The sequence below is a fragment of the Kibdelosporangium phytohabitans genome, assembly GCF_001302585.1.
Taxonomy (GTDB): Bacteria; Actinomycetota; Actinomycetes; order Mycobacteriales; family Pseudonocardiaceae; genus Kibdelosporangium; species Kibdelosporangium phytohabitans.
In genome coordinates this window covers 9,785,738-9,810,649 of the sequence record NZ_CP012752.1, presented here as the reverse complement: position 1 = coordinate 9,810,649, position 24,912 = coordinate 9,785,738, and the positions used below count along the sequence as shown (strand labels likewise).

General features: G+C 69.5%; 23 protein-coding genes and 1 riboswitch. Of the genes, 22 read left to right on the top strand and 1 reads right to left on the bottom strand.

The window, feature by feature from the left end; all coding sequences use genetic code 11:
- Window positions 1–14 precede the first annotated feature (14 nt).
- The 22 genes from ftsW (at window position 15) to AOZ06_RS43610 (ending at window position 23,696) form a co-directional block, all read left to right on the top strand.
- Complete coding sequence (gene ftsW, locus AOZ06_RS43715) at window positions 15–1,484, top strand: putative lipid II flippase FtsW (RefSeq protein ID WP_083472330.1); 1,470 nt, start codon at window positions 15–17, stop codon at window positions 1,482–1,484.
- Window positions 1,459–2,568 (top strand): undecaprenyldiphospho-muramoylpentapeptide beta-N-acetylglucosaminyltransferase, encoded by a 1,110-nt coding sequence (gene murG, locus AOZ06_RS43710; RefSeq protein WP_054294743.1) that lies wholly within the window; start codon window positions 1,459–1,461, stop codon window positions 2,566–2,568. The genes ftsW and murG overlap by 26 nt, the downstream gene beginning before the upstream one ends.
- Entirely contained in the window at window positions 2,565–4,007 is a 1,443-nt protein-coding gene (gene murC / locus AOZ06_RS43705) for a UDP-N-acetylmuramate--L-alanine ligase (RefSeq protein WP_083472329.1), read from the top strand. Before murG ends, murC begins: the two co-directional genes overlap by 4 nt.
- The gene (locus tag AOZ06_RS43700) at window positions 4,004–4,771 is read left to right on the top strand and encodes a cell division protein FtsQ/DivIB (RefSeq protein WP_054294742.1); all 768 of its coding nucleotides are present in this window, start codon (window positions 4,004–4,006) and stop codon (window positions 4,769–4,771) included. Before murC ends, AOZ06_RS43700 begins: the two co-directional genes overlap by 4 nt.
- A 258-nt stretch (window positions 4,772–5,029) precedes the next feature.
- Window positions 5,030–6,355, top strand: a complete 1,326-nt coding sequence (gene ftsZ, locus AOZ06_RS43695) for a cell division protein FtsZ (protein ID WP_054294741.1) — start codon at window positions 5,030–5,032, stop codon at window positions 6,353–6,355.
- Window positions 6,356–6,433: 78 nt separating this feature from the next.
- A complete protein-coding gene (pgeF, locus tag AOZ06_RS43690) occupies window positions 6,434–7,141 on the top strand; it encodes a peptidoglycan editing factor PgeF (protein WP_054294740.1) in 708 nt (235 codons plus the stop codon).
- Complete coding sequence (locus AOZ06_RS43685) at window positions 7,138–7,866, top strand: YggS family pyridoxal phosphate-dependent enzyme (RefSeq protein WP_054294739.1); 729 nt, start codon at window positions 7,138–7,140, stop codon at window positions 7,864–7,866. Before pgeF ends, AOZ06_RS43685 begins: the two co-directional genes overlap by 4 nt.
- Before the next feature lie 94 nt (window positions 7,867–7,960).
- Entirely contained in the window at window positions 7,961–8,590 is a 630-nt protein-coding gene (locus AOZ06_RS43680) for a cell division protein SepF (protein WP_054294738.1), read from the top strand.
- Between the two features lie 28 nt (window positions 8,591–8,618).
- Window positions 8,619–8,894 carry a YggT family protein gene (locus AOZ06_RS43675; RefSeq protein ID WP_033381653.1) on the top strand — a complete coding sequence of 92 codons (276 nt, stop codon included), beginning with the start codon at window positions 8,619–8,621 and terminating at the stop codon, window positions 8,892–8,894.
- A 46-nt stretch (window positions 8,895–8,940) separates the two neighbouring features.
- The gene (gene wag31, locus AOZ06_RS43670) at window positions 8,941–9,780 is read left to right on the top strand and encodes a DivIVA-like cell division protein Wag31 (RefSeq protein ID WP_054294737.1); all 840 of its coding nucleotides are present in this window, start codon (window positions 8,941–8,943) and stop codon (window positions 9,778–9,780) included.
- A gap of 20 nt (window positions 9,781–9,800) precedes the next feature.
- On the top strand, window positions 9,801–10,586 hold the full coding sequence (locus tag AOZ06_RS43665; RefSeq protein WP_054294736.1) for a hypothetical protein: 786 nt from the start codon (window positions 9,801–9,803) through the stop codon (window positions 10,584–10,586).
- Window positions 10,587–10,827: 241 nt separating this feature from the next.
- Complete coding sequence (gene ileS, locus AOZ06_RS43660; protein WP_054294735.1) at window positions 10,828–13,959, top strand: isoleucine--tRNA ligase; 3,132 nt, start codon at window positions 10,828–10,830, stop codon at window positions 13,957–13,959.
- A 78-nt stretch (window positions 13,960–14,037) separates the two neighbouring features.
- Complete coding sequence (locus AOZ06_RS43655; RefSeq protein ID WP_054294734.1) at window positions 14,038–15,684, top strand: penicillin-binding transpeptidase domain-containing protein; 1,647 nt, start codon at window positions 14,038–14,040, stop codon at window positions 15,682–15,684.
- A gap of 86 nt (window positions 15,685–15,770) precedes the next feature.
- Window positions 15,771–17,015 carry a hypothetical protein gene (locus AOZ06_RS43650; protein ID WP_054294733.1) on the top strand — a complete coding sequence of 415 codons (1,245 nt, stop codon included), beginning with the start codon at window positions 15,771–15,773 and terminating at the stop codon, window positions 17,013–17,015.
- 12 nt (window positions 17,016–17,027) lie between these two features.
- Window positions 17,028–17,309 (top strand): DUF167 domain-containing protein, encoded by a 282-nt coding sequence (locus AOZ06_RS43645; protein WP_054294732.1) that lies wholly within the window; start codon window positions 17,028–17,030, stop codon window positions 17,307–17,309.
- Window positions 17,310–17,330: 21 nt separating this feature from the next.
- Window positions 17,331–18,809 (top strand): potassium/proton antiporter, encoded by a 1,479-nt coding sequence (locus AOZ06_RS43640; RefSeq protein ID WP_054294731.1) that lies wholly within the window; start codon window positions 17,331–17,333, stop codon window positions 18,807–18,809.
- A gap of 78 nt (window positions 18,810–18,887) precedes the next feature.
- A riboswitch (SAM riboswitch) is annotated at window positions 18,888–19,003 on the top strand.
- Window positions 19,004–19,035: 32 nt separating this feature from the next.
- Complete coding sequence (locus AOZ06_RS43635) at window positions 19,036–20,382, top strand: aminotransferase class V-fold PLP-dependent enzyme (protein ID WP_054294730.1); 1,347 nt, start codon at window positions 19,036–19,038, stop codon at window positions 20,380–20,382.
- 46 nt (window positions 20,383–20,428) lie between these two features.
- Complete coding sequence (locus tag AOZ06_RS43630) at window positions 20,429–20,920, top strand: hypothetical protein (RefSeq protein WP_054294729.1); 492 nt, start codon at window positions 20,429–20,431, stop codon at window positions 20,918–20,920.
- A 21-nt stretch (window positions 20,921–20,941) separates the two neighbouring features.
- Complete coding sequence (locus AOZ06_RS43625; RefSeq protein WP_054294728.1) at window positions 20,942–21,775, top strand: helix-turn-helix domain-containing protein; 834 nt, start codon at window positions 20,942–20,944, stop codon at window positions 21,773–21,775.
- On the top strand, window positions 21,772–22,173 hold the full coding sequence (locus tag AOZ06_RS43620; protein ID WP_054294727.1) for a VOC family protein: 402 nt from the start codon (window positions 21,772–21,774) through the stop codon (window positions 22,171–22,173). The genes AOZ06_RS43625 and AOZ06_RS43620 overlap by 4 nt, the downstream gene beginning before the upstream one ends.
- Window positions 22,174–22,195: 22 nt before the next feature.
- Window positions 22,196–22,774 (top strand): signal peptidase II, encoded by a 579-nt coding sequence (gene lspA / locus AOZ06_RS43615; RefSeq protein ID WP_157233570.1) that lies wholly within the window; start codon window positions 22,196–22,198, stop codon window positions 22,772–22,774.
- Complete coding sequence (locus AOZ06_RS43610; RefSeq protein WP_054294726.1) at window positions 22,767–23,696, top strand: RluA family pseudouridine synthase; 930 nt, start codon at window positions 22,767–22,769, stop codon at window positions 23,694–23,696. The genes lspA and AOZ06_RS43610 overlap by 8 nt, the downstream gene beginning before the upstream one ends.
- Window positions 23,697–23,704: 8 nt before the next feature.
- On the opposite strand, the gene AOZ06_RS43605 is transcribed toward AOZ06_RS43610, so the two are convergent.
- Window positions 23,705–24,856, bottom strand: coding sequence for an AsnC family protein (locus AOZ06_RS43605; RefSeq protein WP_157233569.1), 1,152 nt, complete (start codon window positions 24,854–24,856; stop codon window positions 23,705–23,707).
- Window positions 24,857–24,912: the final 56 nt, after the last annotated feature.

The following is a 24,912-nucleotide window of genomic DNA, read 5'->3' as shown; positions in this document are numbered from 1 at the left end:
GGGGAGGCATCGCAGTGACAGCCACCCTCCAACCGACCGAGGATCGCAAACTGCGCAGGCAGGAGCGGCGCAAGCGCACCGGCTTCTTCACCGTCCTGACCGCGTGGCTCGGCCGTCCGCTGGCCAGCTTCCACCTGGTTCTCGCGGTGTTCGGCCTGTTGACGGTGCTCGGCCTCGTGATGGTGCTGTCCGCCAGTTCCGTGGTCTCGCTGGACACCGGGCCGTCGGTGTACACCGTCTTCAAGAAGCAGCTGCTGTTCGTCGCCATCGGTTCGGTCGCGTTCTGGGTCGCGTTGCGGATGCCGTTGCGCCTGATGCGCCAGTTCTCCGCGCCCGCGCTCGCCGCCTGCTTCGGCATGCTCGTGCTCGTCCTGATCGTCGGCAAGGAGTTCTACGGCGCGCGCAGCTGGTTCGTCGTCGGCCCGGTCTCGTTCCAGCCGATCGAGGTCGCCAAGCTCGCGCTGGTGCTTTGGGGTGCGCACGTCCTCGTGCAGAAGAAGGCGTTGCTGCACCAGTACCGGCATCTGCTCGTCCCGCTCGTGCCCGTCGCGTTGCTGATGTTCGCGCTGGTCATGATGCAGCCCGACCTCGGTGGCACGGTCACGCTCATCGTCGTGCTGTTCGCGCTGCTGTGGTTCGCGGGCGCGCCCATGCGGCTGTTCGGCGCCGCGGCCATCGGCGGTCTCGGCGGCATCGTCACGCTGTCGCTGACCGAGGGGTACCGGATCGCGCGCGTGCTGTCGTTCCTCGACCCCGAGGCGGACCCGACCGGCAAGGGTCTGCAGGGCCTGCAGGCCAAGTACGCGCTGGCCGACGGCGGGTTGCTGGGCAAGGGCCTCGGCCAGGGCCAGTCCAAGTGGGAGTACTTGCCCAACGTGCACAACGACTTCATCTTCGCCCTGATCGGCGAGGAGCTGGGGTTCCTCGGGTGTGCGCTGGTGCTCGGCCTGTTCGCCATGCTCGCCGTGACCGGGCTGCGGATCGCCGCCCGCAACATCGACCCGTGGATCCGGATGGTCGCCGCCACCGTCACGGTGTGGCTGGTCGCCCAGGCCGCCATCAACATCGCCTACGTCGTCGGCCTGCTGCCGGTCACCGGCATCACGCTGCCGATGATTTCCGCCGGTGGCAGCTCCATCGTGGTGACCATGTTCGTGTTCGGGATCCTCGCTAACTGTGCTCGCCATGAACCCGAATCCGTGGCCGCACTACGCTCGCAGGGACCAGGTCGGTTCGGCCGGCTCATGAAGCTGCCCGCCCCCGACGTGTACAACCCGCCGCAGAAGCGCAAGCCGGTGCGACCGTCCACGCCGCCACGAGCGACCGGACGCCGCGAGCCGGCGACGCGGCGGGCGGGCACGTCGGAGCGCCAGCTGCAAGAGCGCCGCAGGACTCGTCGCAGCGTTCCGGTTCCGGAACACCGTCGTCGTTCCGCACGCGGCCGGGCCGGTCACCCCCGTGCGGACGAAGGAGGACGTCATTAACCAGGGACCGTGTGTCGTAGTGGCCGGTGGGGGCACGGCCGGACACATCGAACCGGCACTCGCGTTGGCCGACGCGGTGATGCGTGCCCGGCCCGACGCCCGGGTCGTCGCTCTCGGCACGCAGCGCGGCCTCGAGGGCAAGATCGTTCCGGCGCGTGGCTACCCGCTGGAGTTCATCCCGCCGGTGCCGATGCCCCGCAAGCCGACGATGGACCTGCTCAAGCTGCCGTTGAACGTGCGCCGCGCGATCAAGCACACCCGCGCCGTGCTCGACCGGGTCGGTGCGGACGTGGTGGTCGGGTTCGGCGGTTACGTGGCGCTGCCCGCGTACCTGGCCGCGCGTGGCCGCACGCCGATCGTGGTGCACGAGGCCAACGCCCGCGCCGGGCTGGCCAACAAGGTCGGTGCCCGGTACGCGGAGCGGGTCGCCGCGGCCGTGCCGGACTCGGGCCTGCCGGACGCCGAGATCATCGGCATCCCGCTGCGGGCGTCGATCACGGATCTGGACCGCCAGGCGCTCAGGGACGAGGCGCGCCGGTTCTTCCGGTTGCACCCGCACGCGCCGACGCTGCTGGTGTTCGGTGGTTCGCAGGGCGCGCAGACGATCAACAACGCGGTGGCGCCGCTGGCGAGCGAGTTCGCCAAGGCCGGGATCGGTGTGCTGCACGCGCACGGCCCGAAGAACTCCGTGGCCGTCCAGCAGATCCCCGGCGCGCCGCCGTACGTTCCGGTGCCGTACCTGGAGCGCATGGACCTCGCGTACGCCGCCGCCGACGCTGTGCTGTGCCGTTCCGGTGCCATGACGGTCGCCGAGGTGTCGGCTGTCGGGCTGCCCGCGGTGTTCGTGCCGTTGCCGATCGGCAACGGCGAGCAGTCGCTCAACGGCCGTCCCGTGGTCACCGCGGGCGGCGCGCTCATGGTCAACGACGACGAACTCACCCCGGACAAGGTCAAGGAGCTCCTGATCCCGCTGCTGAGCAACCCGCGCAGGCTGAGCGCGATGGGGTCCGCCGCGCAGAGCACCGGTCACCGCGCGGCGGCGGACGTGCTGGCCAAGATGGTCCTGGACGTGGTGGGCAAGTGACGATCGGAAGCATCAACACGCCTGCCGTGCTGGGGCGCGCGCACCTGGTCGGGATCGGTGGTGCCGGGATGAGCGGCATCGCGCGGATCCTGCTCGCCCGCGGGTTGCGAGTGTCCGGTTCGGACGCCAAGGAGTCGCGCACTTCGCTGGCGTTGCGGGCGCAGGGCGCGCTCATCGCCGTGGGGCAGGCCGCCGAGAACCTCGACTTGCTGCCGGACGGGCCGACCGCGGTCGTGGTGTCCACCGCGATCAAGGAGGACAACCCGGAACTGGTCGAGGCGCGGCGGCGCGGGATCACCGTGCTGCACCGCTCGGAGGCGTTGGCGGGCTTGATGGTCGGCCACCGGGTCGCGTGCATCGCCGGTACCCACGGCAAGACGTCGACCACGTCGATGCTGACTGTCGCGTTGCAGCACTGCAGGCTCGACCCGTCGTTCGCGATCGGCGGGGACCTCAACGAGTCCGGCGCGAACGCGCACCAGGGCTCGGTCACCGAGGGCGCGGACGGGCACGTCGGCCTCTTCGTCGCCGAGGCGGACGAGAGCGACGGTTCGTTCCTGGTGTTCACGCCGTCGGTCGCGGTCGTGACCAACGTCGAGGCGGACCACCTGGACCACCACGGCACGCCAGAGGCGTACGCGGCGGTCTTCGAGTCCTTTGTGGATCGCCTGAACCCGGACGGCGTGCTGATCGTCTGCGCCGACGACCCCGGCGCCGTCGCGCTGGCGGAACGAGCCGAGGCCCGTGGCGTGCGCGTCCGGCGCTACGGCCGGAACGCCGACGGTGACGACGCCGCGAAGCTGCTGTCGTACGACCCGGTCGACGGTGCCGGGCGCGCGGTGATCTCGTTGTCCGGCAAGGAGATCGAAGTCGGTATCGCGGTACCGGGCGAGCACATGGCCGCCAACGGGCTGGCCGCGCTGCTCGCCGGGCTCGAACTCGGTGCGCCGCTGGACGGCCTGCTGGAAGGCATCGCCGCGTTCGGTGGCGTGCGCAGGCGGTTCGAGTTCAAGGGCCGTTCCCGCGGTGTCCGCGTGTACGACGACTACGCGCACCACCCGACGGAGGTCGCCGCGCAGCTTCGTGCCGTGCGTCCCGCGGCCAACGGCGGACGGGTGCTTGTGGTGTTCCAGCCGCACCTCTACTCGCGGACCCGCACGTTCGCCAAGGAGTTCGCCGACGCGCTCGCGCTGGCCGACGAGGTCGTGGTGCTGGACGTGTTCGGCGCACGGGAGGCGCCGGAGCCCGGTGTCAGCGGCGCGTTGATCGCTGACGCTGTTCCGCTTCCCAAGGACCAGGTGCACTACGAGCCCGCGTTCGACAAGGTGCCCGGTCTGGTGGCGTCGCTGGCCAAGAACGGCGATCTGGTGCTGACCATGGGCGCGGGTGACGTGACCTCGCTCGGTCCGGAGCTGATTGCCGCACTGGACAGGCAATGACGAGCCCGACGCGTCCCGAGAGCCGCCGCCCCGCCAGCAGCGCGGGCGCGGCGGCCCGCGAGCGCAGGGCGAAACGGGAGTTGCTGCGGCCCACCCGCCGAAGGGCGCTGGTGCGCCGGTGGATGGTGCTGCTGATCTTCGTCGGCGTGCTCGCGGTGCTGTACGTGGTGTTCTTCACACCTGTGCTCGGCGCGCGGTCCGTCGACGTGCGGGGCACGCAGGGGCTGACGCCCGACGAGGTGCGCAACGTCGCCGCGGTGGAGATGGGCAAGCCGTTGGTCCGTCTCGACACGGACGAGATCGCCCAGCGGGTCGCCACGTTGCCGCGGGTGGCCAACGTCAACGTGGAGCGGTCGTGGCCGGGAACGGTCGAGATCACCGTCAGCGAACGGGAGCCGGTCGCGTTCGCCAAGCTCGCCGACGGCGCGCACATGATCGACCCGTCCGGTGTCGTCTACGCGATCGTGCCGCAGGCGCCACCGGGCCTGCCTTCGGTGGACGTGCCGACACTGGGCACGGGTGACGCGGCGACCCGCGCGGTGGTCGACGTGCTCGGCAAGATCCCGCCACAGCTCAAGCAGCAGGTGGTGGCGTTGTCCGCGAAGTCCGCCGGGAACGTGCAGCTCACGCTCACCACTGGTCAGGTGGTGAAATGGGGCAACGCGAACGACTCGGAGCGCAAGGCGATGGTGCTCGCGGCTCTGCTGACCAGGCCCGGCAAGGTCTACGACGTGGCGGCTCCCGAGCTGCCGACCATCTCCTGACGTGTTCTTATGAAGTGGGATCCGGTGAGCCGAACCTCCCGGAAATCCCGATACTTTTGATACTGCCGGGTGATCGCTCGCGTCACACACGGCGTGGCTGCTGGACCCAAGCACGATCCGTCTTTACCGTCCACGGTTGAGGACGTACGGGGTTGACATGACTCTGAATCTCTGGTTGAGGTTGAGGGTTTGCGTGGCCGCCGGACGCAAAACGGCGAGATCCACGTGTGAACCTATGACTGGAGGAAGGCGGAACCGATGACGCCCCCGCACAACTACTTGGCGGTGATCAAGGTCGTCGGTATCGGCGGCGGCGGGGTCAACGCTGTCAACCGAATGATCGAGGTCGGCCTGAAGGGCGTCGAGTTCATCGCGGTGAACACCGACGCGCAGGCCCTGCTGATGTCGGATGCCGACGTCAAACTCGACATCGGCCGCGAGCTGACCCGCGGTCTCGGTGCCGGTGCCAACCCCGAAGTCGGCCACAAAGCGGCCGAGGACCACCGTGAGGAGATCGAGGAAGTCCTCAAAGGCGCGGACATGGTGTTCGTGACCGCCGGCGAGGGAGGCGGCACCGGAACCGGTGGCGCACCTGTCGTCGCGTCGGTCGCCCGCAAGCTCGGCGCGCTGACCATCGGCGTCGTGACGCGGCCCTTCTCGTTCGAGGGCAAGCGCCGCGCACGGCAGGCCGAAGAGGGCATCACCGATCTGCGCAACGAGTGCGACACGTTGATCGTGATCCCGAACGACCGGCTGCTGCAGCTCGGCGACGTCGGCGTGAGCCTGATGGACGCGTTCCGCTCGGCGGACGAGGTGCTGCTGTCCGGTGTCCAGGGCATCACCGACCTGATCACCACGCCCGGTCTGATCAACCTGGACTTCGCCGACGTGAAGAGCGTGATGTCCGGCGCGGGTTCCGCGCTGATGGGCATCGGCTCGGCCCGCGGCGAGGGCCGCGCGGTCCAGGCGGCGCAGAAGGCGATCAACTCACCGCTGCTGGAAGCCTCGATGGACGGCGCGCACGGCGTGCTGCTGGCCATCGCGGGCGGCTCGGACCTCGGCCTGTTCGAGATCAACGAGTCGGCGTCGCTCGTGCAGGAGTCGGCGCACCCGGAAGCCAACATCATCTTCGGTACGGTGATCGACGACTCACTGGGCGACGAGGTCCGGGTGACGGTGATCGCAGCGGGCTTCGACAGCGGCACACCGACGCACAAGAAGCTGGACCCGCAACTGGTCGCGTCGCGCACCCCGGCGAACCCGCCGACGGCGACGGCCGAGGCAGGGCAGGTCGCGAAGCCGACGCCACAACCGGCGCCGGAGCCCAAGCCGCAGCCCGCGCCGGCGATCCAGCCCGCGCCCCCGGTGGTGACGCAGCCGACGACCGGTTACACGCCACCTGCCACGCCGCCCCAGCCGACGCAGTACGCGGCGCCCCGCACCCCGGAGCGTCCGACGAGCCTGCCCGGCCCCCGGGCCACGGGTCTGGAAGGCGTCGGGCGGGGTCACCTGCCCAGCCGCCCGGTCCCGGTGACCGACGACCCCGACGACGAGGTCGACGTGCCGCCGTTCATGCGTCGCTGACCCTGAATATCCTCGTGAGTGGTTGATCCGGTTCTAACCGGACCAACCACTCACGAGTCTTTTTATGGGGAGTGGGATTTGCGCATCAGGCGGGTAGTGACCACGCGGGTCGGCGGGGTTTCCGGCAAGCCGTACGACTCCTTCAACCTCGGCGATCACGTCGGCGACGATCCCGAGGCGGTCGCGGCCAACCGGCGGCGGCTGGCACGTGATCTCAAACTCCCCGACGACCACGTGGTCTGGATGGAACAGGTGCACGGCCGGACCGTCACCGTCGTCGACAGCCCCCGTGCGACGGCGGCGGAGGCGACCGACGCGCTCGTGACGAGCGAGCCGGGGATCGCGGTCGCGGTGCTCGTGGCGGACTGCGTGCCGGTGTTGCTCGCCGACCCGGAAGCGGGAGTCGTCGGCGCGGTGCACGCGGGCCGGGTCGGTGCCCGGGTCGGTGTCTTGCCCACGGCGCTCCAGGCGATGAAGGATGCGGGGGCGCGCATGAGCCGGATCGAGGTCCTCCTCGGGCCGTCCGTGTGCGGCCTGTGCTACGAAGTTCCGCCGGACATGCAAGCTGATGTAGAAAAACACCTGCCGGGCAGCGCGAGCCGGACCCGCTCCGGTACGCCCGGTCTCGATCTGCGCGCCGGGTTGTGGGAGCAACTCGCGGCGATCGGGGTGAGCAAGATCGGCATCGATCCGCGGTGCACGGTCGAGGACCGTTCGCTGTTCAGTCACCGCAGAGAAGGGACCACTGGGCGATTGGCGGCACTGACTTGGGTCGATCCGGCATGAGCGAGCGGCGTACTCAGCTCGAGGCCGCCCTGCGCGCCGTCCAAGATCGCATCGCTGCGGCATGTGCCCAGGTCAACCGGTCGGTTGACGAGGTGACGCTGCTGCCGGTGACCAAGCGGTTCCCGGCTTCGGACGCCGCGCTGCTCGCCGGGCTCGGACTGACCCAGCTGGCCGAGAACAAGGACCAGGAAGCCGGGCCGAAGTCCCGGGCTGTCGGTGAACTGCTGCCTGGCGTCGATGTGCGGTGGCACATGGTCGGGCAGCTCCAGCGCAACAAGGCCCGTTCGGTGGCCCGCTGGGCCTCGGTCGTCCAGTCGGTGGACTCGCCCCGGTTGGCCGCCGCCCTCGCTCGTGCGGTGGACGCGGCGCTGACAGCGGGTGACCGAAATTCGCCGTTGGACGTTCTCATCCAAGTGTCGTTGGACGGTGACTCGCAGCGCGGCGGGTGCCCCGTCGGCGAGGTCGCGGCGCTCGCCGACGGGTTAGCCCGCAAGAGTGAATTGAATCTCAGTGGCCTGATGGCCGTCGCGCCTTTGGGCTGGCCGGCTGATCATGCCTTTGACCTGCTGGCGAAGGTGTTCGAGCAGACCCGTAACGATCACCCCTCGGTGACCGAGATGTCGGCGGGAATGAGCTCCGATCTCGAGTCCGCCATCGCGCACGGGTCCACCTGCGTGCGTGTCGGAACCGCTCTGCTAGGGGACCGGCCGTTAACCTCACCGTGAGTGCGATTCACGGCCTGGTCCCCGTCGGTTTTGGGTATTGGTGGATCGGGTAGTTGTTCCGCACGTCGGGGAGTCGCGGAGGGAAGGCAACGGCATGAGTGCTTTGCAGAAGCTGAAGGCCTACTTCGGGATGGTCCCGGCGGAAGACGAGGACTACGAGGGGGAGGACGAGCGCTACTCGTCCTACCGTTCCGACGGCTACCGCTCGGAATATGTCGAAGACGACTACTCTGCGTACCCAGAGCGCACCGCAGGCCGCAGGCGCCGTTCCGGCTTCCGCGACGAGGCCGACGACCAGGACTACCAGCCGGCGGACCGGGGCAGGGGCCGTCCGCCGTGGGCTGGGGACACGCCGCCGACGCGCGGCGCTCTCGCGGTGGAGCCGCACCGCGAGCCGGCCGGGCGGCTGCGCCCGGTGCCGGAGTCCGCGCCGGCCGCCACCCCGCAAGGGCGGATCGTGACACTGCATCCGACCAGCTACCTCGAGGCCAGGACCATCGGCGAGCACTACCGCGAGGGCACGCCGGTGATCATGAACCTGACCGAGTTGGAGGACTCCGACGCGCGCCGTCTGGTGGACTTCGCGGCAGGTCTGGTTTTCGCCCTGCGCGGCGATATGGACAAGGTCACCAACAAAGTGTTCTTGATCTCACCGCCCAACGTCGACGTCAGCGCCGAGGAGAGGCGCAGGCTCGCCGAGGGTGGGTTCGCCAGCAGGGGCTGACCAATGGCAGAGTTGTAGCGTGGAACCAGTGCTTCTGGCCGTCTGGTACGTGTTGTTCGCGTTCTGGCTGCTGCTCACCGCTCGTGTCATCGTGGAGCTAGTCCGGGCCTTCGCCCGGGAGTGGCATCCGGCAGGCGGGGTTGCGGTCGCGCTGGAGACCATCTACACAGTGACGGACCCTCCGGTCCGGCTGTTCCGTCGGTTGATACCGATGGTTCGGATCGGAGGCGTAGGACTGGACTTATCGATTATGGTGCTGCTGCTGGTCGTGTTCATCGGGATGCGACTGGTGTATCCAGGGTGACGGGGAACCCTGGTGCCCGCAGGCCGTGAGTGCGTGAGGTGATCTGATGTCGTTGACCCCCGCTGACGTGCATAACGTCGCGTTCAGCAAGCCTCCTATCGGGAAGCGGGGCTACAACGAGGACGAGGTGGACGCGTTCCTCGACCTGGTCGAGGGAGAGCTTGCCCGGCTGATCGAGGAGAACAACGACCTGCGTGCGCAGGTCGAGCAGCTGGACGCGCAGCTCGAGGCGTCGCGCGCGGATCTGGACGACGCCAGGGCAAACCTCTCCTCCGGCCCGCCGACCCGCGTCGTGGACGAGCCGCCACCTTCGCGGCGCCTGACGCCTGTGCCACCGCCGAGTGCGATGGAGCAGACCAACCCGGGCGCCGGTGGGGGGGACCACCACGTCCAGGCAGCCAAGGTGCTCGGACTCGCCCAGGAGATGGCCGACCGGCTCACCGGCGAGGCCAAGGCCGAGTCGGACGGCATGCTCGCGGAGGCCCGCACCAAGGCCGAGCAGCTGCTCTCCGAGGCGCGCGCCAAGTCGGACACCATGATCAACGAGTCCCGTACCCGGGCCGAGACCATGCTGAACGACGCGCGGACCCGTGCCGAGACGCTCACCAGGGAAGCCCGTGACAAGGCGACCACGCTGGAGCGCGAGGCGCAGCGCAAGCACACCGAGCTGATCGGCTCGGCGCAGCAGGAGCGGATGACCCTCGAGAAGAAGCTGGACACGCTGCGGACCTTCGAGCGCGAGTACCGCACGCGCCTGAAGACGCTGCTGCAGTCGTCCTTGCGCGAACTGGAGGACCGGGCACCGGCGGCACCGTCGTCGGAGGGGAGCCGGTCGGCCGGTCAGCAGGGCTACTCGTTCGGGCCGCGCGCGGCCGAAGCCGGCTGAGCCAGGGTCTGACCTGAAAGATGCTCTACCTGGTCCTGTTGCTCGTGGTGGCGTCGCTCGGTCTGTTGATCGCGGCGCTGACCACGGCCAACACGCTGTGGGCATGGATCTCCGTGCTGATCAGCGTGGTCGCCGCTGTGCTGCTGGTGCTCGACTGGATCAAGAACAGGCGTAGCCGGTCGCAGGATGACCCTGCGACCGGCCGCAAGCCTGAACCGGTCGAGGCCGGGCAGGACGAGCCGCGGGTGGCGCCCGCGCCACCTCCGGCGCAGCCCGATCCGCGCCCCGAATCGCGACCGGTCACCGCAACCGCGGGACCGTCCGGCGATCGGTCCTCCGACACCGATTTCGACGAGTCGTTCGAGGCCTTCGAGCAGCAGATGCGGGATTCCGGCACGAAGGAACCCGCGTTCGACCCGCCGGTCTTCGGTGAACCGCCGTTCGGCACGAACCAGCCCGAGCCGGTGACCGCGATCCAGGACGCCGTGCCGAGCGACGTGCCGCCCCCGGACCCGGTCACGCCCCCGGAGCCGGTGACGGCCATCCAACAGCCGGTGCTCGACGACAACGTCGAACCGCTCGAGGAGAACACGGACGCCACCGACCTGCTGGTGGTCAGCGAGCTGCAGGACGAAGTGGTCGTGATCGACGAACGGCCGCGCTACCACCTGAGCTCCTGCGCCTGGCTGGGCGGCAGGCCAGTGCTGGCGTTGCCGGTGTCCGAGGCCCGCGACCTCGGGTTCACGCCGTGTTCGCTGTGCTCGCCGGACTCGACGCTGGCCGCGCGGCAGAGGGCTCGCTCGTAACCTGTTTGCCGGTGTTTGTACCCTGGGGAGTACAGGCACCGATCCGGCCATCACCGGGGAGCCTCCGGAAGAACAGGCCGACAGGCCCCAGTAGAACCGGACGGGCAGGCCCGTCACAGCCGTCAACGAGTGGTTCTCGTCTCATCTTGGCGAGGACAATCGGGGTGGTACCGCGGTACGCCGGGAAAGCCCGGCGCGTCGTCCCCAAGTTTGGGCAGACGACCGCGAGAGGCACCCGGACATGCCGTACCCCAAGGCCACCCACGGCGGCGAGGCGACCGTGCCCGCCCAGCCGTCCTTCCCGAAACTCGAGGCCGAGGTACTCCAGTACTGGGAGATCGACCAGACCTTCCAGGCGTCGGTCGAGGCACGGCCCGCAGGCGAGAACGGCTCGAACGAGTTCGTGTTCTACGACGGCCCGCCGTTCGCCAACGGCCTGCCGCACTACGGCCACCTGCTGACCGGCTACGTCAAGGACGTCGTCCCGCGCTTCCAGACGATGAAGGGCAAGCACGTCGAGCGCCGCTTCGGCTGGGACACCCACGGCATGCCCGCCGAGGTGACCGCGGAGAAGGAACTCGGGTTCAAGACCAAGGCCGACATCGAGGAGTACGGTGTCGCCGCGTTCAACGACGCGTGCCGCAAGTCCGTGCTGCGCTTCACCTCCGAGTGGCGCGACTACGTCACCCGCCAGGCCCGCTGGGTCGACTTCGACAACGACTACAAGACGCTCGACCGCGACTACATGGAAAGCGTCATGTGGGCGTTCAAGTCCTTGTGGGACAAGGGCTTGGTCTACGAGGGCTTCAAGGTGATGTGGTACTGCTGGCGTTGCGAGACGCCGTTGTCCAACACCGAGACCAAAATGGACGAGGTCTACAAGGACCGGCAGGACCCGGCCGTCACGGTCAGCCTGCGGCTGGAGACCGGCGAAGAGGCACTGGTCTGGACGACCACGCCGTGGACGCTGCCGAGCAACCTCGCCGCCGCGGTGCACCCGGACGTCGACTACGTGACCGTGGAGCACGAGGGCCGCAGGTTCCTGCTCGCCGAGGCGCGCGTCGCGGCGTACTCCCGTGAGCTCGGCGAGGACGCCGCGGAGCGGATCGTCGCGCGGTACAAGGGATCCGAGCTGCTCGGCCGCCGGTACAAGCCGCCGTTCCCGTTCTTCGAGGGACAGCAGCCGAACGCGCACCAGATCCTGTCCGCGTCGTACGTGACCACCGAGGACGGCACGGGCATCGTCCACATCGCACCGGCCTACGGTGAGGAGGACAAGCTCGTCACGGACGCGGCCGGCATCACGGTCGTCGGCCCGGTGAACCCGCACGGCGAGTTCACCGAAGAGGTCGCGCCGTACGTCGGCATGCACATCTTCGACGCCAACAAGGTGATCGTCCGCGACCTCAAGGAAGCCGGGCTGCTGCTGCGGCACGAGACCTACGACCACCCGTACCCGCACTGCTGGCGGTGCGACAACCCGTTGATGCAGCGCGCGGTGTCGTCGTGGTTCGTGGCTGTGACGCAGTTGCGCGACCGGATGGTGGAGCTGAACCAGCAGATCGAGTGGGTGCCGGGGCACATCAAGGACGGCCAGTTCGGCAAGTGGCTGGCCAACGCGATCGACTGGGGCATCTCGCGCAACCGGTACTGGGGTTCGCCGATCCCGGTGTGGCGCTCGGACAACCCCGAGTACCCGCGTACGGACGTCTACGGCTCGCTGGACGAACTCGAGCGCGATTTCGGTGTCCGGCCGGCGGATCTGCACCGGCCCGCGATCGACGACCTGGTCCGGCCGAACCCGGACGACCCGACCGGCAAGTCGATGATGCGCCGGGTACCCGAGGTGCTGGACTGCTGGTTCGAGTCCGGCTCGATGTCGTTCGCCCAGGTGCACTACCCGTTCGAGAACCGCGACTGGTTCGAGAACCACTACCCGGGTGACTTCATCGTCGAGTACAACGGCCAGACGCGTGGCTGGTTCTACACCATGCACGTGCTGGCGACGGCGTTGTTCGACCGGCCCGCTTTCCGCAACTGCATGGCGCACGGGATCGTGCTCGGCGACGACGGGCAGAAGATGTCCAAGTCGCTCAACAACTACCCGGACGTCAACGAGGTGTTCGAGCGCGACGGCTCGGACGCGATGCGCTGGTTCCTGATGGCGTCGCCGATCCTGCGTGGTGGCAACCTGATCGTCACCGAGCGGGGAATCCGGGACGCCGTGCGGCAAGCGGTGCTGCCGCTGTGGAACTCGTACTACTTCCTCGCGTTGTACGCCAACGCCGAGGGCGTGGAAGGGGCATGGCGGACCGACAGCACGCACGTGCTCGACCGCTACATCCTTGCCAAGACTCATGATCTGGCCGCTTCGGTGCGTACCGGGCTGGAGACGTACGACATCTCCGGCGCGTGCGCCTCGGTCCGTGAATACCTGGAGGTGCTGACCAACTGGTACGTGCGGCGGTCGCGCGACCGGTTCTGGGCCGGCGACAAGGACGCGATCGACACGCTGCACACCGTGCTCGAGGTCGTGAGCCGGTTGGCCGCGCCGCTGTTGCCGTTGACGGCGGAAACGGTGTGGCGCGGACTGACCGGTGAGCGTTCCGTGCACATGGCCGACTGGCCGTCGGAGGACCTGCTGCCCGCCGACGACGCGTTGGTCGTGGGCATGGACCGTGTGCGTCAGGTCGCTTCGGCGGCGTTGTCGTTGCGCAAGGCCAACAAGCTGCGCGTGCGGTTGCCGCTGGCGCGTCTGGTGGTCGCGGCCGAGGACGTCGCTGTGCTCGAGCCGTTCACGGAGTTGTTGCAGGACGAGGTCAACGTCAAGCAGGTCGAGCTGACCACGGATGTGGCCGCGCACGGGCACTTCGAGCTCGTGGTGAACGCGCGCGCGGCGGGTCCGCGGCTGGGCAAGGACGTGCAGACCGTGATCAAGGCCGTCAAGGCCGGTGAGTGGTCGGCGTCCGAGTCGGGTGTGGTCGTCGCGGCCGGGATCGAGTTGCGGGAAGGGGAGTACGAGCGTCGGCTGGTCACCGGTGACCACGGCGTGGCGGCTCCGCTGCCAGGCGGTTCGGGACTGGTCGTGCTGGACACGGACGTGACGCCGGAGCTGTCCGACGAAGGCGTTGTGCGCGACCTCATCCGGGTCGTGCAGCAGGCGCGGCGGTCGGCCGGTCTTGACGTGGCCGACCGGATCGCGCTGGTGCTCGAAGTGCCCGGTGAGGTCGAGCGGGCAGCACGGCACCACGAGGCGTTCGTGGCGTCGGAAACCCTCGCCGAATCGGTGTCCTTCGGTCCAGTTGGTCCTGACGCCGAAGAGGGCGTGGTCGGTGACGGTGTAACAGTTCGGGTTGGCGTCAGCCGGAAGTAGTCCGGCAGTCGGTACGTTGACACCTCTGGCATGCTGCCAATGGGTCGGGGGTGACCCATAACACGGGGGTGTTGCGTAGTGACTGACGGCAGAAGACGCGCGATCCTGATCGGCGGGGCCCTGGCAGCGGTGGCAATCATCGTTGCCGGGGTCCTTGTTCTGTGGCCGTCGTCGTCGGACAGCAAACCGGTGGCCGATGACGGCCGTCAGGTCCCGACGATCGCCAACCAGGGACCGTCGACCGGTCAGGTGCTGGACACGTTCCTGAAGGCCATGTCCTCGGGCGACGCGGCCGGAGCGGCGGCGTCGACCGACAACCCGGCGGCTGCGCAGGAAGCCGTCACGGCGCTGCACAAGGCCATTCCACCCGGAACGCTCGCCTACACCCGTGCGACCTCCGCCAGCCCGTCGAAAGGTGTGGTCACAGCACCGGTCAACGCGAAGCTGTCGGCCTTCGACAGCCCGAAAACGTGGCAGACCTCCGTGCAGATGGCCGAGGTCAACGGCAAGTGGCTGGTGAACTGGGCGCCGACGGTGATCCACCCGCAGTTGCAGGCCGGTCAGACGATCGCGGTCGTCGGCAAGGTCGGCCAGACCGGACAGGACGCGGTGCTCGGCGACGACGGCAAGCCGATCGCCGTCTGGGAAGGCACGACGGCGAAGCCGACGGACCCCAGGATCTCCCCGCTGCTGATGAAAGCCCTCGTCGACGGCGCCAGCGGCGGCGGGACGGCCGACACCCGGTACGTCGCGATCGTGGACGCGGCGGGCAAGCACGTCGGCCAGCCGCTGTTCGGCACGAAACCGGTCGAATCGGCGAACGGGGCCGTGAAGTCCACGGTGAACGGCAAGATCGCCATCGCCGCGCAGAACGCCGTGGACAAGGCGAGTGCGCCGACCATGCTGGTGGCGATCAAGCCGTCGACCGGTGGAGTCCTCGCGGTGGCGCAGAACGCCGCGGCCGGCAGCGCGCTCACCGCGCTCAACGGCCTCTACTCGCCCGGTTCGTCCTTCAAGATCGTGACCGCCGCCGCGGCGATCCAGCAGCAGAACCTGAATCCGGAGTCCCCGGTGCAGTGCCCGGGTGACGCGGTGATCAGCGGCCGGAAGCTGAAGAACGCGAACTCCTTCGTGGTGGCGGACGCGAACCTGCGCAAGGCCTTCGCCCGCTCGTGCAACACGACCTTCGGCCAGATCGCCGTCCAGTTGCCCGCGGACGGGCTGCGCAAGGCGGCCGACCAGTTCGGCCTGAACGCGAACTACGACATCCCCGGCGTCAAGTCGGAACTGGGCAAGGTCGAGGACGCGGGCGACGCGGTGCAGCGGGTGGAGGACAGCATCGGCCAGGGCAAGGTGCTGGCGTCACCGCTGGGGATGGCGGTGGTGGCCGCGACGGTCGCGGCGAAGAAGCCGGTCGTGCCCTCGCTGATCAAGGACTCCGCGACCCAGGTCCTGACCGGCTACCAGGCACCGTCCGCCGCGGTGCTCGGCCAGATCCAGTCGATGATGGCCGACGTGGTGTCCTCGGGGACGGCGACCGAGCTCAAGAGGTTCAAGTCGGTCTACGGCAAGACCGGGACGGCGGAAACCGAAAGCCAGGGCGACAACGCGCACGGCTGGTTCGTCGGCGCCCGCGGCGACGTTGCCTTCGCGGTCCTGGTCAAGGACGGCAAGACGTCCGCGCAGGCGGTGAGCGTGACGGCGGCGTTCCTCAGCGGCTTCTGATCCGCCCGCTTCGACATCCCCACTTTCGTCTCCTGTGGCGGGACCGTTCGCCCTGGTTGCATGATGGCGACTTGAGGAGGCGTTTCGTGAACGCACTGCTGCGCAGGGCTGTGACCTGCGGGATCGTCGCCGGTTCGCTGATCGCCACGGCACCGCTCGCGATCGCGCGGCCCGGCAGCCGCGACTGCTTCGACCCCGCCGCGCCCGCGACGGTGTCCGAGCGCAGGCTGGATTCGGCGGTCGCGCAGGAGATCCTCCGCCGCAGTGGGTTCGACCGGTTCGGGGCCAAGTTCCGGCACGCGCTGTGCGCGGTGGGATCCAGGCACACGGCCGCGTTGCTGGTGAAGGCCGAGGGCATTGCCTTGTGGCGAGCGGCGGTCGACCGCGTGCAGGGCCGTGGTCCGGCTGGTGGCGACCTCGCGCGTGCCGACGACCGCCCGTTGTACTGGGCGCGGCTGGAGCTGACCAGGAGCCTGCGGCAGTGGCGGCCCGGGTTCCCGCTGTCCGGCGCGGCGCGGACCGGGCTGATCGACTCGATGGAGACCAGCTCACGGGGCCAGGACTCGGTGTTCTTCCCGCCCGGCCTCAAGCGCGTGATGATCAGCGGGTTCGACCCGTTCCAGCTGGACGGCGACATCCGCCGCGGCAACCCGTCCGGCGCGAACGCGCTGGCGCTGGACGGGCTCATCCTGAAGACCCCGTCGGGTCCCGCGCTCGTGCGGACGGCGATGTTCCCGGTGCTGTGGGGCCCGTTCGAGGCGGGCATGGTGGAGCGCGCGTTCCTGCCCGAGATGCCGAAGCTCGACATGTTCACCACGGTCAGCCAGGGCCGCGTCGGGCGGATCGACATCGAGCGCTACAACGGCCGCTGGCACACGGGTCTTGACAACGACAACGAGACCAGGGCCACCACGATCCCCGTGCCCGGCGGCATTCCCACCGTCACCCCGCAACCGGAGTTCGTGCCGACGACCTTGCCGTACGAGAGGATCGTCGCCGCGCCCACCGGGCGGTTCCCGGTCTTCGACAACACCTTGGTCACCGAGATCCAGCCTGGCGCAACCACTCCCGTGGTCTCGCCGACCGGCCCGACACCGGGGTCGATCGCGCGCGCGGGCGGCGGCGGGAGTTACCTGTCCAACGAGATCGCCTACCGCACAACGCTTCTGCGTGACGCGCTGAAACTCGACGTTCCCGGTGGTCACGTGCACACCCCGGTGCTGCAGTTCGCGCCGGGCAACACCACCGCGGTGACCGACCCGGTGTTCGAGCAGAACCGCGCCGACATCGTCGCCCAGTTGCGCGAAATCGTCGAAACCGCGTTGTCCTGACATACTCGGTCGGTGGAGTTCCGTTTCGCCGTCCGTGTCAAGCCCGGTGCGCGCAAGGACCGCGTCGGCGGCCGGTGGAGTGAGACCGCTCTCATTGTTGCTGTCGCGGCACCGCCGGTCGACGGCAAGGCCAACGAGCACCTGCGTGCCGTTCTGGCCAAGGCTTTCGGCGTGCGCAAGGCGGATGTGTCGCTTGTGGCGGGAGAACGCGGCCGCGACAAGGTCGTCGAGCTGTCGCCCGCACCAACCGATGCCGCCGAACGGCTCAACATCCTGCTGGACATGAGCACTTAGGACAGATGAGACAATGCTCAAGTGAACGGGCTGACCCTCGCCCTGGGTATCGGGGCCGCCGTCGTGCTTGTGGCCGTGCTGGCGGTCCGGCTGTCGGTCCGGCTCGGCCTTCCGTCGCTGTTGGTGTACCTGGGCATCGGGGTCGCGATCGGCGAGGCGGGGCTCGGCATCCGCTTCGACAACCCGGAGCTCACGCAGGCGCTGGGGCTGGCCGCGCTCGTGCTGATCCTGACCGAGGGCGGCCTGACCACGCGCTGGCCGGACGTGAAGTCGTCGCTCGGGATCGGCGTCGCACTGTCCACTGTGGCCGTAGCGGTGAGTGTCGGGGTGACCGCGGCGTGTCTGCACTTCATCCTCGGCCTTGACTGGAAAGTGGCCGCGTTGTGGGGCGCGGTGCTCGCCTCGACCGACGCCGCCGCGGTGTTCAGCGTCCTGCGCGGCCTCGGCGTGAACAAACGGGTGGTCGGCTCGCTGGAGATCGAGTCCGGCCTCAACGACGCGCCCTCGTACATCGCCGTGGTCCTGCTGTCCACCTCGGTGACGATCGACTGGGTGTCCCCGCTGCTGGTCGTGTACGAACTCGTAGCGGGCGCGGTGATCGGACTCGGCCTCGGCTGGCTGGGCGCGCTCGCGCTGCGCCGGGTCGCCCTGCCTGCCACCGGCCTGTATCCGCTGGCCACGGTCGCGGTGTGCGTCGCCGCGTTCTCGACCGGCCAGCTGGCCCACGCCTCCGGCCTGCTCGCGACCTACGTCGCGGGCCTGGTCCTCGGCAACTCCCGGCTGCCGCACCGCGGCGACACGGTGTCGTTCGCGGAAGGGCTCGGCTGGCTGTCGCAGATCGGCCTGTTCGTGCTGCTCGGCCTGTTCGCCTCGCCGTCCCGCCTGCTCGACGCGATCGTCCCCGGCCTTGTCGCGGGGGCGGTGCTGTTGCTGCTGGCCAGGCCGCTGTCGGTGTTCCTGGCGGCCCAGCCCTTCCGGGTCCCGTGGCGAGAACAGGTGTTCCTGTCGTGGGCGGGATTACGCGGCGCGGTCCCGATCGTGCTGGCGATGATCCCGCTCAGCGAGGACATGCCGGGCGCGCGTCAGCTGGTCGACGCGGTGTTCGTGCTCGTGATCGTGCTGACTCTCGTGCAGGGCAGCACCCTGCCGCTGGTCGCCAGGGTCCTCGGCCTGACCAAGGGGGCCCAGTCCACGCAGGTCGAGGTCGACGCCGCCCCGCTGGACGAGCTGGGCGCCGAGCTGCTGCAGGTCAAGATCCCGAAAGGTTCCCAGCTGCACGGCATCTACCTGACCGAGCTGCGGCTCCCGCCAGGAGCCACCGTCAGCCTGGTGACCCGCGGCGGCGAAGCCTTCACGCCCGAGGCGACGACTCGGCTGCAGACCAACGACCAGATCCTCGTGGTGACCACGCAGCAAGCCCGGTCAGCCACTGAGCGCCGCATCCGCGCGGTCGACCGCGCCGGTCGTTACGCCCGTTGGCGCGGGGAGCACGGCGACTGACGATCTTGTGGCATGCCACACAATTCAGCCGGAAGGCTGTCGCGTCGGACGGGGTCCGTCCGCTATGTTGAAAACGAAGGTCATGAGTGCCAGCGCGAAGCCCCGGCTTGCTGGCCGGCAACCCTCCTACCGCGGTGGGGTGCCCCGGGTGAGGACCAGGCCCGCCACAAACCGTGGCTGGGCAAGCGCGGACCCTCCCTGGGGTCCCAGGCCCGGAGGAGCCGGCATGACGCTCGCACTGCCCAGCCAACGCCAGTACGCACAGGACCACGCCGCTGTCCCGCCCGTGGTCAGCGCCAGCCTGACGGTGCCGCTCGCCACCGGCGAGCAGATCCAGTACGCCAACCTCGACCACGCCGCGAGCGCGCCCTGCCTGCGCAGCGTGCAGGACGCCGTCGACGAACTGCTTCCCTGGTACGCCAGCGTGCACCGCGGTGCGGGCTTCGCTTCCCAGGTCTCCACCAAGGTTTACGAGCGGGCCCGTGGCGTGCTGCGCGAGTTCGTCGGCGCCCGCACGCGCGACACCGTCGTGTTCACCCGCAACTCCACGGATTCGCTCAACCTCCTGGCCCGGTCGCTGCCCAAGGCGACGTCGGTGGTGCTGTTCGACACCGAGCACCACGCGGCGCTGCTGCCGTGGCGCGGGCCGTGGGTGCGCCGCATCCAGACCCCGGCATCCCCTGGTGACGCGGTGATCGCGCTGGACGCGGCGCTCGCCGCGGCGCCGACCGGTCCGCGGCTGGTCGTGATCACCGGAGCGTCCAATGTGACCGGTGAGTTGTGGCCGATCGAGGAACTGGCCGCTGTCGCCCACAAGCAGGGCGCCCGGGTGGCGCTGGACGCGGCCCAGTTGGCGCCGCACCGCCCGATCGACATCAAGTCGTGGAACGTCGACTACGTCGTGCTGTCGGCGCACAAGCTCTACGCACCGCTCGGTGCCGGTGTGCTGGTCGGCCGCGCCGACTGGCTGCAGGCGGCGGACCCGTACCTGGCGGGTGGTGGCGCGACCAAGCAGGTCGTGAACTGGGGCGACCGGCTGGGCGTCGCCTGGTCGGCGGTGCCGGAGCGGCACGAGGCCGGGTCTCCGAACGTCGTCGGCGTGCACGCCCTCGCGGTGGCCTGCAAGACCATCGCCGCGCGGTGGGCCGACATCGAGGCGCACGAGACCGCGCTGTTGCACCGGCTGCGCACCGGTCTGCGTGACGTCCCGGGCCTCGCCGAGCTCAGCATCTTCGGCGGCCCGCGCGTGGGCGTCGTCAGCTTCACGATCGCCGGTCACGACGCTGGTCTGATCGCGGCCGCGTTGTCGGCCGAGTACGGCATCGGTGTGCGGGACGGCGCGTTCTGCGCCCACATCGCGACCCGTCGGCTGCTCGGCAAGGTCGGTTCGACGGAGCAGCGCGCCCTGCGGGCCAGCATCGGACTCGGCACCACGGCCGAGCACGTGGACCGCCTCGTGCACGCGTTGCGCACGCTGGTTGCCAACGGCCCGGCGCTGAACTACGTCCTCGAGGACGGCCGGTGGGTCCCGGAGGCCGACATCAGGCAGCTGCCGTCGTTCTTGACGGACTGACGCGTTCGGGCTGTCCGTTGTGGCCGGATCGTCGATACTGCCTGCCATGACTTACCCAGGTCCTGGTTGGCAGCCGTCACCGTACGGTGGCTATGCCCCACGCCAGAACACAGCGCCCGCCTACATCGCGGCCGCGCTGTTCGCCGTGTGCGCTGTGTTGTCGCTCGTGATCTCGATCCTGTCCATCGACAAGGGGGCGAGAACCATCGAGATGTACATCGCGGTGCCCGGGATGATGTTCTCGGAGGACATCACCGGCAACGGCGACTTCGGGTATTCGACGGGGATCTCGGTCGGCTGCACGTTCGCGCTCCTCGCGGTCCTGCTCGCGGTCCGGCTCTCGTTCGCCCGGTGGCTGATCGCTGTGCTCGGCGGGCTCGTCGCCATGTACTACATGTACGCCGTCATCAAGGTTCTCGTGGACGGCGGAGGCGAGTTCATCGCCGCGCTGGCGTTGGCACTGGTGCTCTGGGTGCTCGCGACCGTACTGGTGCTGCTTCCTCCTGTCGGCCAAGCGATGCGTGGCCGCCGGTTCTGAGTTGGCTTACGCTGGTGGCTGATGGAACAGTCGGATGTGGACTTCACCGCGCGGGCACCGCACCCCGCGCTGCGCCACCTTGTCCGGCGATACATCGGGTACACGCAGCACGGCGTCAGCCTGCCGGTGCACCGCGGCCTGCCGTCCGGCACCGTCACGTTGATCATCAGCCTGGCCGAGCCGATCAGGGTGATCGGTGGGCCCGGCGGCGCGCGGGACAGCCAGGCCCTGGTCGGCGGCCTGCACCTGGAACCCACCCTGATCCGGCAGGACAGCTTCCAGCAGGGGATCCACCTCGAACTGAACCCGATCGGGCTGCGCGCGCTGCTCGGCGTGCCCGCGACCGACCTGACCTCGGACGTCGTCGACCTGGCTGACCTGCCCGCGCGCTGGGCGCCGTCGCTGCCCGGCCGGCTGGCCGCGGCGCCGACGTGGGACGCGCGGTTCGCGCTGCTCGACGCCGAACTCGCCGGGGCGCTGCGCCCGGTCAACCTGGTCGCCGAGGTGCAGTGGGCGTGGCGGCGGATGGTGACCGGCCGCGGGGCGCGACCGGTCACGGACCTCGCGGACGAGGTCGGCTGGAGCAGGCGGCACTTCACGTCGCGCTTCTCGGGCGAAGTCGGGCTCGGGCCGAAACAGGTGTCCCGGCTGATCCGTTTCGAGCACAGCACGTCGCTCGTCCGGGCTGGTCGTTCGCTGACCGACACCGCCGTGGAGGCGGGCTACTACGACCAGGCGCACATGACGAACGAGTGGCGCGCGCTCGCCGGGTGCACCCCGGCGACCTGGGTCCGCGAGGAGCTCCCGTTTCTCCAAGACCTGCAGGACGACGACCCGGCACAGTCACTGACATGACCTCGGACAACAACCCCGGCGTGTGGCCCACTCTGATCTTCTCCGACGCGGAGGCAGCGCGCGTCTTCATGACCGAAGTGCTCGGCTTCACCGAGACGCTGACCGTCCGGGACGACAACGACAGCACCCGGATCGTGCACGCGGAGCTGAAATGGCCCGAAGGCGGCGGGCTGATGTACGGGTCCGGCGGCAACCACCCCGACTACCCGCAGCCGGTCCCCGGCACGCAGTGGGTGTACGTCTGCACCGCGGACATCGACGGCGTCCACCGGCGTGTCGCCGACGCGGGCGGCAAGGTGGTCACCGAGCCGTACGAGACCGATTACGGCGCGCGCAACGTGGCGATCGCCGACCCCGAGGGGAATGTCTGGACGTTCGGCACGTACCCGGGCGCCTGAGCACACCGGCACGACGTGGACAATGACCCAGGTGAGTACCGAAAGCGAACCGGAGGAGACCAGGCCCCCGCGGAAGGCCGCGTTCCTGCTGGGCACGGCCGTCGTCTTCTTCGCGCTCGACCTGGTGACCAAGGTCGTCGCGTTGGCGCGACTGGAGGGCAAGGAGCCCGTCCGCGCCCTCGGCGGGCTGGTCTACCTGCAGATCGTTCGCAACCCGGGTGCCGCGTTCTCGATCGCGACCGGGATGACCTGGGTGCTGGCGCTCGTGGCCATCGGTGTCGTCGTCGCGATCATCTGGATCCTGCCGAAGCTGCGGTCCGGCGGCTGGGCTATCGGGCTCGGGCTGGTGCTCGCCGGTGCGCTCGGCAACCTGGTCGACCGGTTCTTCCGGGCGCCGGGGCCGCTGCGCGGGCACGTGGTGGACTTCCTGTCGCTGTTCGCGCCGAACGGCGAGGCGTGGCCCGTGTTCAACGTCGCCGACTCCAGCATCGTCGTCGGCGGCATCCTCATCGTCGTGTTGTCCCTGCTCGGCCACGAGTACGACGGCCGCCGCTCCAAGGACAAGGCCCAGGACACCAAGGAGGCCGCGTCCAATGAGTGACCTGCGAACCCTTCCCGTACCGGACGGACTGGACGGCATGCGCGTCGACGCCGGGCTGTCCAAGCTGCTCGGCCTGTCCAGGACCACGGTCGCCGCGATCGCGGAGGCGGGCGACGTCGTGATCGACGGACGGCCCGCTGGCAAGTCCGACCGGCTGATCGCGGGCACGGTGCTCGAGGTGACGCTGCCCGCGCCGGAGCGGCCGGTCGAGATGATCCCGGTGCCGGTCGACGGGCTGCGGATCGTCTTCGAGGACGACGACATCGTCGTGGTGGACAAGCCGGTCGGCGTCGCCGCCCACCCCAGCCCCGGCTGGACCGGGCCGACCGTGATCGGCGGGCTCGCCGCCGCGGGTGTGCGCGTGTCCACCTCGGGTGCGGCGGAGCGGCAGGGCGTGGTGCACCGGCTCGACGTCGGCACCACCGGCGTGATGGTCGTCGCCAAGAGCGAACACGCGTACACCGTGCTCAAACGTGCGTTCAAGGAACGGACGGTCGACAAGACCTACCACGCGATCGTCCAGGGGCACCCCGACCCGACCGTGGGCACGATCGACGCGCCGATCGACCGTCACCCCAAACACGACTACAAGTTCGCCGTGGTGGCGTCCGGCAAGCCGAGCATCACGCACTACGAGGTGCTTGAGGCGTTCCGGGCCGCGTCGCTGGTCGAGGTGAAACTGGAGACCGGCCGCACGCACCAGATCCGCGTGCACTTCTCGGCACTGCGCCACCCGTGCGTCGGGGACCTGACCTACGGCGCGGACCCGGTGCTGGCCAAGCGGCTCGGCATCACACGGCAGTGGCTGCACGCCAGGGCGCTCGGGTTCGACCACCCGGCGGACGGCCGCTGGGTGGAGTTCACCAGCGAGTACCCCGACGACCTCGCCGCCGCCCTCGACGGGCTGCGCGCCGAGTCCTGATCACCGGCTCACAGCACGACTTCCCAGGTCAGGGCGCGTGAGGTGTCGTCAGGGCGCGCGGTCCAGCGGATCGCGGTGATCTCGGTGTGCTCCGGCAGCACGTAGACCGCGTGGCCGCCCGCTGTCTCGCCAGGCGCCACACCGATCCGGTGTGGCGGCCTGGAGGACAGCGACACCGGCGCTTTGGACACCGTCTGCCCGTCCTTGGTCACCAGGACCAGGTACAGGTCGGGCAGCGAGTTGAACGCCTGGTTGCCCCGGTTGACCATCTCGGTGTGCACGACGACCGAGCGTTCGCCTTCCTGCAGCCGGTAGCCGGCCGCGGTGAACAGGAAGTCCGCCGGGTCGACCAGTTCGACCAGTTGGATCGCCAGGTACTCGCCTTCGAGGCCCTCGGTTTCCAGCGTCTCGCCGACTTTCGCGGTCCGCGTGGTGGCCGCGCGGGGCGCCTGGTGCGACGGTTGCGGCTGGCCGCCGTGTTGACTCTGTGCGCCCGGCTGGTCCCCACGCGCCCACGTCGCCGTCTGCGGCGGCCCCCACGTGCTCATCACCGGGTCGGCGGGAGGTGGCGGCGGCTGGACGGGAATCGGCTGGCTGGGCGGCGGCTGCGCAGGGGCCTGGTAACGGCCCGACGGCGTGCCGTGCACCTGGTACGCGCCCGACGGCGTGGACTGGTACGGCGGCGGAGGCGGTGGGTACACGCCCGACGGTGTGCCTGCCGCCGGGTAGACACCTGACGGTGTGCCCATTACCGGGTGGGCGTGCGGCGGCGGTTGCTGGGGGTGGGCTGCCGGGTACGCGTTCGCGCCCGACGGCGGGCCCATCGGATAGCTGTGGCCAGTGTTCGGTGGCGGGTACGCGCCGGGCTGGGGACCGCTCTGGGGGTAGGCGCTGGCCGGGTAGACACCCGACGGTGTCCCCTGCACGGGGTGGTAGGCAGGTGGTGGTGACGCTGACGCGGCGAGCAGGGCGCGTAGCTTGCCCGGATCGCATTCCACGCCCACGACCAGCGGCAAACCGTTGGCCGACAGTGCGACAAGCCGGGACGCCGCCTCCCTGGGATCCATTCCCAACCGGGCGGCGACCTCGTGCACGGCTGCCCGGCCCATCTCGGCGAGCAGAGTCAGCAGACGCATGTCCACGGGATCGGGGGTCACCACGGCACGAAACGCTACCCCGTCGAACTGCCCGGTGCGTGCACCGCCGTGACTCTCCG

Bases quoted from the DNA above. Each gene is read 5' to 3' on its own strand.
- AOZ06_RS43685 (WP_054294739.1), top strand. From the start codon at position 7,138: ATGAGCGAGCGGCGTACTCAGCTCGAGGCCGCCCTGCGCGCCGTCCAA.
- wag31 (WP_054294737.1), top strand. From the start codon at position 8,941: ATGTCGTTGACCCCCGCTGACGTGCATAACGTCGCGTTCAGCAAGCCT.
- AOZ06_RS43635 (WP_054294730.1), top strand. From the start codon at position 19,036: ATGACGCTCGCACTGCCCAGCCAACGCCAGTACGCACAGGACCACGCC.
- AOZ06_RS43620 (WP_054294727.1), top strand. From the start codon at position 21,772: ATGACCTCGGACAACAACCCCGGCGTGTGGCCCACTCTGATCTTCTCC.
- AOZ06_RS43665 (WP_054294736.1), top strand. From the start codon at position 9,801: ATGCTCTACCTGGTCCTGTTGCTCGTGGTGGCGTCGCTCGGTCTGTTG.
- AOZ06_RS43625 (WP_054294728.1), top strand. From the start codon at position 20,942: ATGGAACAGTCGGATGTGGACTTCACCGCGCGGGCACCGCACCCCGCG.
- lspA (WP_157233570.1), top strand. From the start codon at position 22,196: ATGACCCAGGTGAGTACCGAAAGCGAACCGGAGGAGACCAGGCCCCCG.
- AOZ06_RS43610 (WP_054294726.1), top strand. From the start codon at position 22,767: ATGAGTGACCTGCGAACCCTTCCCGTACCGGACGGACTGGACGGCATG.
- AOZ06_RS43700 (WP_054294742.1), top strand. From the start codon at position 4,004: ATGACGAGCCCGACGCGTCCCGAGAGCCGCCGCCCCGCCAGCAGCGCG.
- AOZ06_RS43680 (WP_054294738.1), top strand. From the start codon at position 7,961: ATGAGTGCTTTGCAGAAGCTGAAGGCCTACTTCGGGATGGTCCCGGCG.
- ileS (WP_054294735.1), top strand. From the start codon at position 10,828: ATGCCGTACCCCAAGGCCACCCACGGCGGCGAGGCGACCGTGCCCGCC.
- ftsZ (WP_054294741.1), top strand. From the start codon at position 5,030: ATGACGCCCCCGCACAACTACTTGGCGGTGATCAAGGTCGTCGGTATC.
- AOZ06_RS43630 (WP_054294729.1), top strand. From the start codon at position 20,429: ATGACTTACCCAGGTCCTGGTTGGCAGCCGTCACCGTACGGTGGCTAT.